This window comes from Amphritea atlantica, from assembly GCF_900111095.1.
GTDB lineage: Bacteria > Pseudomonadota > Gammaproteobacteria > Pseudomonadales > Balneatricaceae > Amphritea > Amphritea atlantica.
The window spans coordinates 150,176-165,462 of the sequence record NZ_FOGB01000005.1 but is presented as its reverse complement, the minus strand read 5'-3'; the positions used below and the strand labels follow the sequence as shown (position 1 = coordinate 165,462).

Here is a 15,287-nt window from a genome sequence, read left to right as displayed (position 1 = left end):
GGGGCAGGCCGGACTTTACGCAACTAGCAAGCTGCGAAGCAGCGTTCTGGTGAGCCTTAGTGGATTGGGAGCAGTTGACCATATACGAGCCTTCGTGATCCACTACGGAGCTAAATAAGCACCGATTAAGGATCAACAGCCTTTGGGAAATAATAAGCATCCTGCTTCAATTGCGGCATTATGGATGGTCGGCACCCTGGTTTCATTTATGACAATGGCTATCGGGGGGCGTGAGCTATCAGACGAACTCAGCACCTTCCAGATCCTGTTCTTCCGCAGTGTTATCGGTCTGCTGGTGATCTCCTTTTTGTTAAACCGTAGTGGCTGGCAGCAGGTGCGTACGCCAGCGATATCGATACATTTTGTCAGGAATCTGGCCCATTACTGCGGCCAGTTTGGCTGGTTTTACGGGCTGGCCTTCATACCCCTTGCCGAGGTCTTCGCGATTGAGTTCACCGTGCCAGTGTGGACCGCCCTGCTGGCCGTGTTCCTTTTAGGCGAGAGATTAACCCTCCCCCGGATGACCGCTATTGGGCTGGGTATTGTGGGCATGCTGATCATTTTACGTCCAGGTTTGGAGGTAATGAAGCCCGCAGCTCTGGCGGTGTTGGGCGGTGCGATCTGTTACGCGATCTCCCATATAAAGACCAAAAAACTAGCCCATATAGACACTCCGCTATGCATCCTGTTTTACATGACGGTGATCCAACTGCCGCTAGGGCTGATCCCGGCCTTGTATGACTGGAAAACACCCTCCGTTGACGCCTGGCCATGGATCCTGATGGTCGGACTAACCGCCATGAGTGCCCATTACTGCTTAACCCGGGCGATGAAATTGATTGATGCAACGGTTGTTGTGTCGATGGATTTTTTAAGATTGCCCCTGATCGCCGCGGTGGGTTTTCTTTTTTACGGCGAACCGTTGGAGTGGGCTGTTTTAATAGGCGCGTTAGTGATGTTAATCGGCAACTACATCAGCAACCGGGCTGAAAAAAGGAGGTTGAATTAACGCTTTTTGTTGCTCGTTGCTCGCCGGACTTGTGAGGGCACGCCAAGAACACCGGGGTCACAGAGAAAGTCCCTCATTTACAGACCCACATCTTCCCGTTATTCACTGTGGATAACTCCCTCAAACTATTGGCTTTGATATACGACAGTACTGGAGTTGTTATATCTCAACTCTCCCAATTCAGAGGACCCCCTTTCCCTTGAGCAAGGTAAATATTGAACTAACGCTTTGATTTAACAGAATGTGGATACTATGATTGAGGCAAGTTTATGGCAGGGACGCAGCCTTTACAGGCACTATAATTCTTTAAAAAGCCTCTCTTAATTGTCGCTAACCTGCTGATATATAGAATGAATGTGAATTTTGGCTTATCGGATTCTCGGACTTATAGTGCCTGGGAGTTATAGTGCCAAACGGCACTATAATTAGCTGTTATGTTTCAGGGAGAGTTTCGTGCTAAAGAAGCTATTCGGGAAAAAAGAAAAACTCAAAGACAATGAGGTAAGAGTGGTTCTTCCAGAAGAAGAGTACGGTGTACTCGAGTGGAAATCGGATGGTCTGCCCTGTGTAGCTGTTTTTAACTCAGCCTTAAAAGACTTCGAGCCAAAAAAGATATTCAGCTGGCATTTGTCCGTGATTATTGACTTCGATGATCTAATTGAAAATGGAATGCCATCTCAAGAAGAAAGAGATATCGTTGATCCTTTCTGCGACAAGCTCGATGAGGAAATAAAAGCAGGTGGTAACGCTTTGTTTCTAATCCGTGAAACATGGAATAAAACACGCCGTCTCGTTTGGCGGGTTTATGATCCAGATATTGCTCACGAACATCTTCAATATATCGTAGATCACCATAGGCATCCTCGGCCCTTTGATTGGCACATGGAGCAAGATATGGAGTGGGAGCAAGCAAAATGGTACTTCGAGCAAATAAAAACATAACAAGCGCATGTTGTTCGCCCCTTCGGGGCTGGGACCTCCGTTACGCTGCGCTTCACTACGGCCCCAAATGCGGGCGTTAAAATTACAACCAGGTGCTGAGTTTGAAGCTAAAGAATCTACTAAAGCATAATTTTGTAATTGAATTCAGATCTCACCTAGAAACTGAGTTTGAAGACAAGCTGTTTGTTAGTGCATTAAGGAATTTTTGCTCATATCCAAATCCATTGAGGTTCAATAACTTTGCCTTCGCGATGCGTGAACTTCTAAGGCATGTTTTGAATCGGAAGGCTCCAGATGAAAGAGTAAGTAAATGTATATGGTTTAGTCCGACATTCGATGATCCTGAAAAAGCGAACCGTGGTCAAAAGCTAAAGTACTGTATGCAGGCTGGGCTTCAAGATCACATTCTGTCTGAGCATGTCAGAGATGGTATTAAAAACTATATTGCACAGTACCAAGACCATATTGAAACGCTAAACTTGTTCACGCATGTCGGCGAAGCAACTTTTGGGCTTGGTCCCCAAAAGGCGTATCAAAAATTAAAAGAGCTTATCATTACCTTTAATGAGGCAATGGAGATAATCCAATCAGGAAAAGAGGAAGTACTGTCATTTATTCCGGAGAAGCTTGCTGATTATGTAGAAAAAGAGCTGCTAGAGGAAATTCTGCAGTCTCTTGATGAGCTTTCTACACATACTTTTATTGATTACTTAGAATTTGATGGCTTTCAAGTGACAGCTATTGATGAGTCTTTTATATATATCCAGGGAGGGAGTACTGTATACGTCGATCTCCAATACGGCTCATCATCTGATCGACGCAAAGGCGATGGAGTAGCAATTAGCGATAGTTTTCCAGTTTATTTTCAGTGCAAAGCAAAAGCTAACAAACCTAAAGGAGCGTTTGTGATAAAAGAAAGCATTGTGGTTTCAGCTGAGTCATGGTGGAAATAAAATTTAACAAGGCCAAGCACAATCGTGCAATGCAAAAAAAGCATTGCACTGGACGGCCTACACTACGTTCCGGTCGCCTGTGTTGGCGGCGTTATAACGATAGGCGAATATGAAGAGTCCTAATAAATCTAAAAGTTCATTAGTGGTTGGTTTGACACCCGAAGGGTACAAAATACCTGACTTGAGAATGACGAAGCCTACGTTTCGTTTCGCAAAAGATAGTAGCGGTTCAATGTTGATTCAAGACATCGATACCGTCGAACTCAACCGTTCGAGAAAGATTAGTTACTTCGTTCCAAACAACATTGGCATGTTAATGAGCGTAAGCACTAAAGCTTCAAGTCGAGCAAAAGCAATTTTTGACCGGAAATTTAAAAGCAGTAGCTACGAATTGGATATTACTAAGCTAACCGGAAATAAAAAAGATGCGATAAGTGCTATTTCCCAAGACGTTTACGACTACATTGAAGAAATTCAATCTGCAATCGTCTTTGCTTATACTGCTTTAGAAGCATTTGCTAATCTTAGTATTCCTCATGGGCACATTTACCAAGCTAAGAAAAACTCGAAAGGTATTATAGAGTCATACGATAAAGTAGCCATTGAGCGGTGGCTTAGTTTAAAAACTAAGATTAAATACATTCTTCCTGAGTTGTACGAAACTAAGGCTGTAGAAAAGCAAAAATGGTGGGGACATTTTGTTACTCTTGAAGAGTACAGAAATGAGATAATCCACCAGAAATCTATCGATGCAACTGAGTTTTATAAAGCATATTTCAAAGACTCTATTTTTAATATTATCAACTGCATAGAGCCCGTAATATCATTTTTCTACGTAGCTCATCAGGCTAATGGTAAAACTAATGAAGTGTGGCCTTGGTTAAAAGACCATGTTGATATTCCATCGGTAGAGTTTCAGCAAAATCAATTTGAAGTTACTGGGAATGTTCATCAAGGCTTCAAGTAAACCGTTATAACAAGCGCTTTAAACGGAACAAAAACAGTTGGCTACGTTTCGCTGCGCTACACAGTTTAGCCAACAATTTTTGTCCACTTAAGCGAGCGTTAAATTGCAAGGAAAGATATGAGTCAAACTGAAGCTCTTGCTCTTTGGGGCGCGATTACAGGAACTATCGGAACTGTCGCAGGTTTACTTGGTTTATGGCTTCGGTTTAGGCAGCACGGCTTGGACAAGCCAAAACTAAAATGCGAGTCTTCATTTGGCTATGACGGCCCTAATTCTCCAAAGCATAAAATTACAGTTAGGGCGGTGGGAAGAAGGCCGGTGTCAATTGATAGTATTAAGTATTTCATTACCCCAAGAAATTGGAAACAAAGAGCCACTAGATACTGGCAGCATAAATTTGGGCGATGGTTATGGAGTCAAGAGCCTCAGAGAAAAGTGAAATTGAGTGAGGGTGAAAAAGAAGAATTCCGCATTTCATTACCTGACGGTCTTTCTATAACTGAGATATACAAAGTTCAGTTAATAGATCAAACCGGAAAGTCTTGGCCTGTTAAATGGCTATCTCAAAGAAGGCTCCAGAAAGTTGCGACTCAGGAAACTATAGATGAATACTCCAAAGAGAATGAAACGCGAGTTGTTGGTGCCACGGGATACCGTGTTGGTGAAAAATTCTATTTAGCCACAACATTTAATACTAAGCCGGGTCGTACCGGCAAGACTTGTGGGAGAGGTTTTTGGTTCCTTGATATAAATAAGTACAGAGAAAAGCTGCTAGATATCAGTGAAAATCAGTCTGAGAAATTTTTGTCAGGCGAGGTAGAGGAAATCTTGTAGTAATGCAATTTAACAAACAGCTGCAGCGGATCAATTTACGCTGCGCTTCAATTGCCCGCTGATCTGGGCGTTAGCGATACAGATAGATTCGGATTAATCGATGAAATGTAAAGCACTTGAGCCACCGTTATCGAAAGATGAGGATATCGAGATTGTCTATATAGAATTCGATATAGAAACTCTCATAGTTACAGTTCTCATCGATGGAGATAAAATCGACATTTCATTCGATTCTCCTGCGGGATATCGAGTATTAGATGAAGGAGATCTTTTAGAATTCTGGCCAAATTGCTCATCGTCCAACGGTTGGTTCTATGAGATCCACAGTGGCGGGTGGCTTGACCAAGAGAGAGATAGAGAAGGATTTGCATCTGCTGCCAAAACAGGCTCTAAAGAGTACTTCATCATTGGCTGCAACTACTGCATAAACGTATTAGCCTGGGAGGCTCCAAGTGTCTGCCAAAGTATTCGCTAACAAGGCCATTAAATTCGCTCCCTTCGGTCGCCGGACGCTCGCAAGCTCGCGCCGTTTATGGCAGCGTTATGCGTGAAAAGGAAATTGGCATGGTGCGTTTGTTAATGTTTACTCTATGGGTTTTTAGTTACCCAGCATTTGCGGACTCTGATAGTCAAATCTGCCTTAATGCAATCAAGGAAAACCCAAAACAAGTTCACTTGAACAATTATTGTTTAAGTGCGGCCAATGATGAAAATCCCAACATCCAATATGCAGTAGGCATGTCATTTGGATATGCCGGAAATAGTGAAAAAGAACTCTATTATTATAACTTGGCCGCCAAAGGTTCGTTTGCACCAGCTTACTTGGCGCTTGGGCATGTATTGCGCTCTTCACCATACAACGATGAAGAAAATGCAATTAAGTGGTATGAAAAATATGCGAACACCAAGCAGTCCGGCTATGGGTACTCAGCAATTTTACTCAGTAAGCTCTATGCAAAGCATGGAAATGACACAAAATCTCAATATTGGCTGTCTGTGTGTAAGGAGTCAGACTATAGTGGCTGCGGAAACTAAACGCATAACCAAGCGCTCCACCCGACCAAAAACCGCTGAGCGGTTTTCGTCGTGTGAGCTTGGTCGTTAGGCCTTAAAGGAGAGCATGTTGGATTCTGGTTATGTATACATTCTGATTAATGAATCTATGCCTGGTTTAATAAAAATTGGCCGAACAAAAAGGGATAGTAGGAGTAGAGCGCGAGAGCTGTTCAAAACCGGTGTCCCCACTCCTTTCCAAGTAGCTTTTGAGGTATTTTGTGACGACTATGAAGGTGTTGAAAAGAAAATTCATGATGAAATTTCAGACTTTAGAGTAAATAGTAGCCGTGAATTTTTTAAGTACCCCATTGATAAGGCTATTCGTTTATTACAAAAGAGCGGGAATGCGTCAGAAGAAGACCGGTTTTCAGCAATTGAAATCCTGGAAAGATTACAATCCAAGTACACAAAGTGGTTAAAAACGGATATTGTTTCTGTGCGTATCGTTCAACCAAAAGAAAGGGTTTGGCTTGAGATTACGCAAGAGAAGCAGATTGCTGGATATCTTGTTGATCAAACAATCAAACGTACAGATCTTGGTTTTATTGCCGAAGATTATGATGATAAATATTTCTCGCCAGCAGATGATATATCCATAAACGCCGAAAAATTTGTAGATGAATTTGGACCTTATTCAATAATGATGACTACTGATCTATTTCACGAAGAGGGTTGTAGTGAAGTTAATGAACGATTTAACACGCATCGGGCCTAATAAATAAGGATAGGCCGCGCGCAGCCGCGGCTTTATCCGGTTGTTGAACAAGCCCTGTCATCACACTGTGCTTATTTATGGGAATAGTGTTGCGAGGTTATGACGGAACCCAGAGAGACCGGGTTTAGCTCCTTTTTCAAGCACGAACGAAAGCCCTGCACCGACCGACCCGTTCGTGGGATTGACCACCAAATTGAAAAAGGGGACAGATTTATTTTCTTGCCTCATACTTAACGTCTAGATATCTGGTTAAACCGGCGAAGTGGTCGGAAAAGTTACACGTGGTCAGGGATGAAGGAGATGTTAAGATATTTTGGAATCCAGCCCATGCGAGTGAGTAAAAGGTTGTTAGCCGTGGACTGGTACTGAGGGTCTGTGTTCTACACGGGCAAGGATATTATTGAAGAGCCGGATGCGGTAGTTCCGCACGTCCGGATCTGTGTGGGGTCGCCTCGGTAACGGGGCGCTCTATCACGACTGCACTAAGGATGGAAAATGAGTAAGAGTGAATGGATTTGGGTGGCAATTAGAATATTTGGAATCTACTTGCTGGTACTAGCAATAATATCGATCCCTGAAGCAATTGGTGCTGTCTATGCGCATTTTCATCTTGCAGATGCTGCTGGTAGATCGTCCGATTTTGCTTCAATGGCGGACTCACTACGAAAGGCCGCGGTTTCCAAAGGCATTACTGCGTTATCCCAGCTTATCCTATTTTCCGTAGCTGCTTACTACTTTATATGCCGTGGAAAGCTAATTCATAATGTTGCATCCCGAGAGAATGCATAATAAATAAGGATAGGCTGGGAACACGTTTAACAGCGCACCAACTAGCGGCGTTAAATTCATGAAAAGTATCGTTTATCTACTTTGGCATAGTTACGAGTCGGACTTGAATGAAGATGAAAAATTCATTGGTGCCTATGCTTCCGAGGAAGATGCACTGCTTGCTATAGAGCGTTTAAAGGACCAGCCGGGATTTTGTTATTATCCGGATGGCTTTGATATTTCTGAATGCAAATTAGGCCAGGATAATTGGGAAAGTGGATTTGCCATTATGACTGTTATTTACGTCCGTGATGGTAAAAAATTTTCCTGTGTTACCGCAGCTAAACACCCTGATAATATCTATGAAATATGTTCTGTAGATGAGGGAGTTAGCCTTGAATTCAAAGTGGGAGATTTTGTTAAATGCAAAGAGTTCACTCTTAAACCTGGCGTTACAGATCTTTTAGCCATTGAGAAAACCTGAAATGATTTATAACAAGCTTGTGAATAATCGCCCTTCGGGCTGGACCGCTAAATGTGCTGCTTCACAGCAATACGGCCTATTACAAAGGTGTTATTTTAAGGCCACGTACCTAAACCTACACCCGGCAACCATGCTTTTTCTAGCAAGTCACGAAGTGACGTCTAGCGACTAGCGAGCTGCGAAGCAGCGTTCTGTTTTTTTCTAAGCGGCGCAGCCGCGTTCTAGCCACTGGCCGCTTCGAAACTAGGGCTTAGCAGACCCTAATTATTTCAATAAAAACCCCCGCTCTTGAAGAAAAGACAACATATGCGGCCGCGCTTCTTTAACCAGCATGCCGGACATCTGTTCGCTCCAGGTCATCTCTTTATTGCCGCCGGTACGGGTTTGGTAGTATTCGCGTACGGATTTATCGTATTCGGCGATGGTTTCCTTATCGCCACTGTCACTATAGCTGTCCTGTTTCAGGACGACTTCCACCGGCAGACGGGGTTTAACTTCCGGGTTCTGATCCGGATATCCGAGACAGAGACCGAAGACTGGGTAGACCAGTTCAGGTAGCTCCAGCAGTTCTGAGACCCGGGCGATCTGGTTGCGGATGCCGCCGATATAGACAATGCCTAAGCCGAGTGATTCAGCGGCGACGGTCAGGTTCTGGGCGAACAGGGCGACATCGACCGTGGCGGTAATAAACTGTTCCGTGAAGCCTGAGTTGATCTCGGCGTCGTTCATTTCGCAGGCGAGTTTGTTGCGTTGCATATCCGCACAGAATACCAGGAATACAGGCGCCTCAGCGACATAAGCCTGGCCTCCGGCACATTCCGCCAGTTGGTTGCGCTTGTCCTGATCATTCACCTGAATTACCGTGCATGCCTGAATAAAGCTGGAGGTTGCAGCGGCTTGCCCCGCCTGTACCAGGGTGTTGAGGGTTTCCTGTGGAATAGGCTGATCGGTGAATTTGCGGATTGATCGGTGACTGTTGAGTAACTCTATAACGGGGTTCATCGGTTATTCCATCTGGGTATCTGTGGTGAAAGTATGCCGGAAGGTGAGATTGATCCGCCCCTCCAGCTGTTTGCTGGTTTTAGGCACGCTGTGATGCCAGAAATGCTGTAACTGACCTGCCATTATCAGCAGAGAGCCACTGTTGAGCAAGAGCTCTTGCTGAGAGATGCTTTTGTCAAACCGGTGGCGCAGCAGAAAACGGCGGCTCTGACCGAGACTCAGGGAGGCGATCACCGGATTGCTGCCCAGCTCCGGTTCATCATCACTGTGCCATCCCATGCTGTCCTGTCCGCCACGGTAATAGTTGATCAGCACGCTGTTAAAGCTGTGTTTAGCGGCGGCTTCTACGCGCTGTTTGAGCGCATGGATCAGTGGGTGCCAGGGTTCGGTTTGCAGGCTCAGACCTGAGTAACGATAGAGGATGCCCGGGTCTCCCTGAAAACACTGCAGGCGGGGAATATTCACCATCCGGCCAAACATTCTGATCCGGGCCTGCTGCCAGTTCAGTTGCTGTTCAAGTGAATCGAACAGCGTGCGGGCTTCGTTTTCGGCAATAAACCCCGGGTCCAGCGTTAACTCCCCCTGAGGTATAGGGATCTCTGTCATCCCTCCAGTAGTTCCCGGGTTGCGGCGGCGATAGCAGGGGCGATCTCAATCTGACTGCTGGGATGGGGGATGCAGCGACTGGTGATGACCTCCGCGACCGCTTCTAGCTGCGGGTAGGCATCGGCAGCGAAAATACCGTGCACGGCGATACAGGTGGCTCTGGGCATCCCGGCATGTTGCAGATGGGCAATGGTTTCCAGCATGGTCCGGCCACTGGAGATAATATCATCGACCAGCACCGGGGTATGCTCACGCCAGCGCTCGACTTCGGGCAGTGTTACTTCAACATCGTAGTCGCCCCGGCGGATCTTGTTCAGCACCTGAAAGGGGGCACCCGCCAGCTCAGCTACGCTGGACACCCACTGCTCGCTTTCGCTGTCAGGCCCGATCAGCAGTGGTTTGCGGATATTATTCCTGATCCAGTCGGCAATCAGTGGGGCGGCGTGAACCACCCGTGACGGGATGCTGTATATCTCATCCAGGGAGTCGTAACGGTGCAGATGGGGATCGACAGTGACCATAAAGTCGACGCTTTCAGAGATCAGTCTGGCAAACGGGCGTGAGCTGACGCACTCACCGTCATGAAACTGCTTATCCTGCCGCATATAGGCCAGATAGGGGGTAATTAAACCAATCTTCAGGGCGCCCATCTGGCGCAGGGTATAGCTGAGCAGCAGAAGCCTGAGTATCTTGTTATCCGGCTGGTAGAGGTTGCAAAAGATCACCACGTTACGGTCTTTGCAGTCGGTTAGCACCCGCAGATAGGTCTCATCATCGGGAAAGCGACGCAGTTCTGTTTCGCCTTTCTGGGCATCCAGTTGATTGAGGAGCTGAGCCTCCAGTTGTGGGTCAGATTCCAGATTAATCAGTAGGGTTTTCATCAGTGTTCTCCTCTGCTGATCCCTCATCCGTGTTCAGGCAGATAATGTCGGGGTGGCTTTCCAGATAGTCGACCGCGTAGTTGAGCTCGCCGGAGCTTTCCGCATGGATGGTTAGCAGGGGTTCATGGGGATAAACCTGTTGCCCCAGTTTGACATGGATCTCTAAGCCGGCGGTTGGATCGATCGGCGCTCCGGCCAGTTTGGCAACCTGTGCCAGGCGACGGTTATCAACCCGGGTTACGGTTCCCTTTCTGTCAGCCATCAGTTTGAACAGGTAAGGGGCTTCATCGGGCTGCTTCATACCGCCCTGAGCGTTACAGATTGCGCAGAATTTTTCCCACGCCAGACCGCTTTCCAGAATGGTGGTCGCTTTTTCTATGCCCCCGCCGGGTGCAACAACTCCGGCCATTTCAAGCATCGTGCCGGACATCGTCAGGGCTCTTTGTTTGAGGTCCTGCGGGGCATCGGTGTCGTTCTGCAATACTGCCAGTACATCCTTGGCCTCAAGAGCTGGCCCGATACCGTTGCCTACTGGTTGGCTGCCATCGGTAAAGAGTATCTGAATCTTAATCCCCAGTTGTTCACCGACTTTCTGGAACGAGGCGGCCAGTTTATCGGCAGCCTTCTGCGAACGCACTTTAGCGGTGGGGCCCACGGGAATATCGATCAGCACATGGGTGGCACCTGCGGCTATTTTTTTCGATAGTACTGACGCGATCAGTTGTCCTTCACTGTCGATATCCAGCGCTCGTTCAACCTGAATCAGAATATCATCAGAGGGACTCAGCCGCACTGAGCCTCCCCAGGCCAGACAGGCACCTTCCTGTTTCACGACCTGTTTCATCTGCTCCAGTGTCAGACTGACTTCGGTCATCGTTTCCATGGTGTCAGCAGTGCCGGCGGGGGAGGTGATCGCCCGGGATGATGTTTTTGGCATCGTCAGGCCACTGGCGGCCAGAATGGCTACCACGATGGGCGTGGTACGGTTGCCGGGCAATCCACCCACACAGTGTTTGTCGATCACCATCGGCTGCCCCCAGTCGATGCGGCTGCCTGAGTCTATCATCGCCTGGGTCAGGGCGATGATCTCAGCATCATTGAGCTTATCGTCGCCGCAAGCGGTGATAAAGGCGGCGATATGCACATCGGCATAGCGGCCATCAACGATATCGTTAATGATCTCCTGAAACTGTTGTTTGCTGAGAGAGTGGCCATACACCTTTGCCCGTACATGGGACAGAGACTGCACCGGGCGGGGGTGAGTCAACCAGACGTTGTCATCAGTATTCAGTTGTAATCTCAGCCAGGCCGATTCGGAAAAACCGATCTGCCCCCGGCGTAACATCTCGCCGGTTATGATATTGAGGGTGGCTATAATCTTGCAATGTTCAGTATGCACCAGCACCCGCGACAGGGCAGAGAACCCTTCTGAGCGGCATACGGGGCTGTCAGCCCTGAGATAGATTATCGGTTCCTGTCGGGTATCAATACCCAGTCTGCGGGCCTGAAGTGTTGTGGCTCGTTCGGGGGTGGAGATCATCTTTGCTTTGCTCCCTGTCCGGATCTGAGTCCTGTTGTGACTAAATCCGGTCGCCAGATTAAATGGTCTTTTGATCTGTTTATAGCAGACAACAGGATGGGCTGTACATGACAGAGCTACTTATTCCGGTGGTTTCACTGGTTGTTAACGAGACAGGTGGCGTGAGTCCGGATAGCTGATAGAATGTCGCTCACTTTAAAAACTGACAGAAAAGTAGGACACGATGGAACGCAGATTCAGACTGATACTGGCTTGCCCTGATCGATTGGGTATTGTGGCGATGGTAAGTAATTTTATCTCCAGTCATGGCGGTTCTATAGCCGATGCTAACCAGCACTCTGACAGTTCTACTGGCTGGTTTTTCATGCGAGTTGAAATTGTTACTGCGTCTGGAAGCTTTGATCGCGAGCAACTGATTGAGCAGTTCACACCGATCGCTCAGTCATTCAAAATGCAGTGGGAGATTACCGATTCATCGGTGCCCAAGAAAGTTATACTGATGGCCAGTCGTGATTCTCACTGCCTGGCAGACCTGCTGTACCGCTACCATGAAGGCGAGCTGGATTGTGAGATCCCCTGTGTGATTTCCAACCATGATGATCTGCGTAGCATGGTCGAGTGGCACGGTATCCCATACCACCATGTGCCGGTCGATAAAGAGGATAAGCAACCCCACTTTGACCGGGTGCATCAGTTGATAGTCGAGCATGAGGCCGACACGGTTGTTCTGGCTCGCTATATGCAAATTCTGCCCAGCACGGTATGTGAGCTGTATCGTCACCGGATTATCAATATTCATCACAGTTTTTTACCCTCTTTTGCCGGCGCAAAACCCTACCACCAGGCTCACGAGCGCGGTGTTAAGCTGATTGGGGCAACCTGTCACTATGTGACTGAGGAGCTGGATGCCGGACCGATCATTGATCAGGATGTGGTACGTGTCAGCCATCGTGATCAGCCACAGGAGATGGTGAGACTGGGTAAAGATGTGGAGAAAACCGTGCTGTCACGGGGCTTGCGCTGGCATCTTGATGATCGGGTATTGGTGCATGGGAATAAGACGGTGGTGTTTAACTGACCACTGTACTCATTCTGGGGCTGGTGAGCGATATTCGCCTAATTGATAGATCTCGGACAGTGTTTTGTTACTGACAGCTGGGCTAAGATAAAGCCGATCAATGAGTTAGTAATAAAACTTTACAATAAAGCGCCGGCAGGACCGGCCGATAGATTACTGATTGTCCGCCTGGAGGATACTTGATGTTGCGATCTGTTAAAGCCAGCGATTATATGGCTGAAAAGCTGATTACATTTACGCCGGAAACTGATCTGTTTGAAGCGATAAATCTGCTGCTGAAATACCGGATTACCGGAGCCCCGGTGATTGGTAAAAATGGTGAGTTGGTTGGATTGCTGTCCGAGGCTGACTGTCTTAAAGCGATTCTGACTCTGACCTACCACGAAGAGGAGATGGGCGGAAAGGTGGGCGATTACATGTCACCGGAGGTGTACACGATCTCCCATGACGCCGACATCATCTCGGTGGCCGAAGAGTTTATTATTAATAAAAGACGTCGCTTGCCGGTGATAAAAAATGGTAAACTGATCGGCCAGATCAGTCGCCGTGATGTGCTGCGTGCGGTTGAGCAGTTTGCTCAGGACGGCTGATCTCAGTTGTAGACCGTCTTTCCGCTGCGCTGGGTATCCATTGCGGATGGGGATCCCTTCTGCACTGGCTTGGCCAGTCTGATACATGGGTAGGTTAAGCCTGACCGGGCTTATTTAACGGCTTTCCTGTAGCGCCGGGATGACAGCCTGTTTTTCTTTTTACTTTCTGCGTTTGATGTATGGAATCATTATGAGCTTCCGCTTTCCGGAAAAACCCGTACTGTTTTATCCTTCGCTGGCACGTACGGCAGGCTCTGATGAGGCGATCCTTCTGGCGATATACCACGATTATATACAGATGCATGGGTTGCCGGACAAATCCGGGCTTCCGTCTGCTGTGCTAAGCCGCACAGAGTGGTTGTCACTTGCCGGTTTCTGGGATGAAGAGAAGCTGGCGATGGTCACCAGCAGCCTGGTATCCCAGGGCTATATTCAGGCTTCCTTTGGTCACGGCCGGGCGATTAAGCTGGTGTTGCAGACCCCGATAGATCAGCACTCTGCAGCCTCATCGTCTCCAGTGTTCCCCGATGAGCCGCCTGCACCACCGGTGACGGTGCAGGAACTACCTGTGGTTGAACAGCCGCCGGAACGCAGTGAGATCAGTCGCCGGGTACATCAGGCTCAGATTCGCCGGCCGGGACCTGCACCCACCTTTGGTGGCAGTATCGGCTGGTCGAAAAGCCGTCAGGTGACCCCCAGTCGTGAGACTACGGCTGAGAATGACTTTGCCAGTCGGCTGAATGAGATCGAACAAAAAAACCAGAAACTGCATACTATGTTTCTGGGCTGGCGACCCTCGCAGATGTTGCTGGATATGTTGCCCCGGCATAGCATCCCGCAACCCTTTGCGGAAGGGCTGCTGGATGAATTTATACTTTACTGGCTGGATAAAGATCGTAAAGAATCCAACTGGGATCAGAAATTCCTTGCCTGGGTTAAGCGGGAATGGGTTAATCAACAAACACGTGATGCCCGCAAACAGCGGGCAGAAGAAGCAAATAAAGGTGTAAACCATGAAAACACCCGCCCAGATAATCGGGAAAAGCGCCAGCGGGTTACCGCAGCCATCATGGACATCAAGGACACCGACTGGTGACGCCGAAGCGGCTGCTGAATCCGTAGCCATCAGCAACGAAACCAAAACTCTGATCAATATGCTATTCGCCCGTTTTATGGCGATCTATGGGCATAAATTTAAAAGCTGCTTCGAAACTCAGGACGAGATCCGTATCGCGAAGCGCGAATGGGCGCTGAGTATGCAGGGGTATAGCGAAGCCGAACTGGTGTCGGCGATTAATCGTTGTAAAGAGACCCTGGCGTGGATGCCCACCATCTCAGAATTTATCACCATCCTTAATGAGCAGAGCGGCGATTTTGGTCTGCCTCCGGCGAAGATCGCCTATGAGGAGGTGTGCCGTTATGCCGATCATCCGACCCAGCATGAGTGGACTCATGTGGCGCTTTATCATGCAGGAAAAGCGACCGGCTGGTTCCGCCTCAGATCTGAAGAGGAGGATCGGGTATTTCCCGATTTTCGCTATAACTATCAGGTGATCTGTCGCCGGGTGCGGGCAGGGGAGGATCTCTCCATCGAGGTGCCTGTTGCGCTGGAAGATAAGAGTGACAACACCCTGGTTGAGTTTATTCAGCGCTGGGGTGAACAGCAGCAGCTGAGCCCTGAACAGGCCAGCACTCTGCTGTTTTATCTGACCAAACCCGCCGGCAGCGATATCCGCGAACGCTTCCGTCAGGCCAGCCAGCAACGGGCTGAAAGCTGGGGGCTGAGTGTTAAGTTGCCGGATGATTATCAGTAAATCACGGACGAGTATTGCTGTCAGACCGGGATAACCGGTTCAGTCTCA

At 48.0% G+C, this 15,287-nt stretch carries 18 protein-coding genes; 14 read left to right on the top strand and 4 right to left on the bottom strand.

The features are described 5' to 3' along the window. The first annotated feature begins 142 nt into the window (after nt 1-142). The 10 genes from BMY09_RS10395 to BMY09_RS10350 all read left to right on the top strand — a co-directional run bounded on the left by BMY09_RS10395 (nt 143) and on the right by BMY09_RS10350 (nt 7,728). Nucleotides 143-1,009, top strand: a complete 867-nt coding sequence (locus tag BMY09_RS10395; RefSeq protein ID WP_175483506.1) for a DMT family transporter — start codon at nt 143-145, stop codon at nt 1,007-1,009. 453 nt (nt 1,010-1,462) lie between these two features. Next, nucleotides 1,463-1,951, top strand: a complete 489-nt coding sequence (locus BMY09_RS10390; protein WP_091357558.1) for a DUF695 domain-containing protein — start codon at nt 1,463-1,465, stop codon at nt 1,949-1,951. Nucleotides 1,952-2,052: 101 nt separating this feature from the next. Further along, entirely contained in the window at nt 2,053-2,904 is an 852-nt protein-coding gene (locus tag BMY09_RS10385; protein WP_091357555.1) for a pPIWI-associating nuclease domain-containing protein, read from the top strand. A gap of 109 nt (nt 2,905-3,013) precedes the next feature. Next, complete coding sequence (locus tag BMY09_RS10380) at nt 3,014-3,871, top strand: hypothetical protein (RefSeq protein WP_139203181.1); 858 nt, start codon at nt 3,014-3,016, stop codon at nt 3,869-3,871. Nucleotides 3,872-3,988: 117 nt separating this feature from the next. After that, entirely contained in the window at nt 3,989-4,705 is a 717-nt protein-coding gene (locus BMY09_RS10375) for a hypothetical protein (RefSeq protein WP_091357551.1), read from the top strand. A gap of 100 nt (nt 4,706-4,805) precedes the next feature. Further along, nucleotides 4,806-5,180 carry a hypothetical protein gene (locus tag BMY09_RS10370; RefSeq protein WP_091357549.1) on the top strand — a complete coding sequence of 125 codons (375 nt, stop codon included), beginning with the start codon at nt 4,806-4,808 and terminating at the stop codon, nt 5,178-5,180. A 68-nt stretch (nt 5,181-5,248) separates the two neighbouring features. After that, nucleotides 5,249-5,740 carry a hypothetical protein gene (locus tag BMY09_RS10365; RefSeq protein ID WP_139203180.1) on the top strand — a complete coding sequence of 164 codons (492 nt, stop codon included), beginning with the start codon at nt 5,249-5,251 and terminating at the stop codon, nt 5,738-5,740. Between the two features lie 85 nt (nt 5,741-5,825). Beyond that, a complete protein-coding gene (locus BMY09_RS10360; protein ID WP_217647423.1) occupies nt 5,826-6,476 on the top strand; it encodes a GIY-YIG nuclease family protein in 651 nt (216 codons plus the stop codon). 495 nt (nt 6,477-6,971) lie between these two features. After that, the gene (locus BMY09_RS10355) at nt 6,972-7,265 is read left to right on the top strand and encodes a hypothetical protein (RefSeq protein WP_091357543.1); all 294 of its coding nucleotides are present in this window, start codon (nt 6,972-6,974) and stop codon (nt 7,263-7,265) included. Between the two features lie 58 nt (nt 7,266-7,323). Next, entirely contained in the window at nt 7,324-7,728 is a 405-nt protein-coding gene (locus tag BMY09_RS10350) for a DUF7336 domain-containing protein (RefSeq protein WP_091357541.1), read from the top strand. 264 nt (nt 7,729-7,992) lie between these two features. Here the strand turns inward: BMY09_RS10350 and nfsA are convergent, their stop codons facing one another. The 4 genes from nfsA to BMY09_RS10330 are packed head-to-tail and all read right to left on the bottom strand — an operon-like array spanning nt 7,993 to nt 11,757. Next, nucleotides 7,993-8,730 (bottom strand): oxygen-insensitive NADPH nitroreductase, encoded by a 738-nt coding sequence (gene nfsA / locus BMY09_RS10345; RefSeq protein ID WP_091357539.1) that lies wholly within the window; start codon nt 8,728-8,730, stop codon nt 7,993-7,995. A gap of 3 nt (nt 8,731-8,733) precedes the next feature. Continuing rightward, complete coding sequence (locus BMY09_RS10340) at nt 8,734-9,336, bottom strand: alpha-ketoglutarate-dependent dioxygenase AlkB family protein (protein WP_091357536.1); 603 nt, start codon at nt 9,334-9,336, stop codon at nt 8,734-8,736. After that, nucleotides 9,333-10,217: a ribose-phosphate diphosphokinase gene (locus BMY09_RS10335; protein ID WP_091357535.1), complete on the bottom strand. Its 885-nt coding sequence runs from the start codon at nt 10,215-10,217 to the stop codon at nt 9,333-9,335. Before BMY09_RS10335 ends, BMY09_RS10340 begins: the two co-directional genes overlap by 4 nt. After that, nucleotides 10,198-11,757: a thymidine phosphorylase family protein gene (locus BMY09_RS10330; RefSeq protein WP_091357532.1), complete on the bottom strand. Its 1,560-nt coding sequence runs from the start codon at nt 11,755-11,757 to the stop codon at nt 10,198-10,200. Before BMY09_RS10330 ends, BMY09_RS10335 begins: the two co-directional genes overlap by 20 nt. A gap of 223 nt (nt 11,758-11,980) precedes the next feature. Between BMY09_RS10330 and purU the strand changes: the two genes are divergently transcribed. The 4 genes from purU (at nt 11,981) to BMY09_RS10310 (ending at nt 15,239) form a co-directional block, all read left to right on the top strand. Beyond that, nucleotides 11,981-12,835 carry a formyltetrahydrofolate deformylase gene (purU, locus tag BMY09_RS10325; RefSeq protein ID WP_091357529.1) on the top strand — a complete coding sequence of 285 codons (855 nt, stop codon included), beginning with the start codon at nt 11,981-11,983 and terminating at the stop codon, nt 12,833-12,835. Nucleotides 12,836-13,017: 182 nt separating this feature from the next. Beyond that, nucleotides 13,018-13,425, top strand: coding sequence for a CBS domain-containing protein (locus BMY09_RS10320; RefSeq protein WP_091357527.1), 408 nt, complete (start codon nt 13,018-13,020; stop codon nt 13,423-13,425). Nucleotides 13,426-13,615: 190 nt separating this feature from the next. After that, a complete protein-coding gene (locus BMY09_RS10315; RefSeq protein ID WP_091357525.1) occupies nt 13,616-14,521 on the top strand; it encodes a DnaT-like ssDNA-binding domain-containing protein in 906 nt (301 codons plus the stop codon). Next, a complete protein-coding gene (locus BMY09_RS10310) occupies nt 14,439-15,239 on the top strand; it encodes a replication protein P (protein WP_245756554.1) in 801 nt (266 codons plus the stop codon). Before BMY09_RS10315 ends, BMY09_RS10310 begins: the two co-directional genes overlap by 83 nt. Nucleotides 15,240-15,287 lie beyond the last annotated feature (48 nt).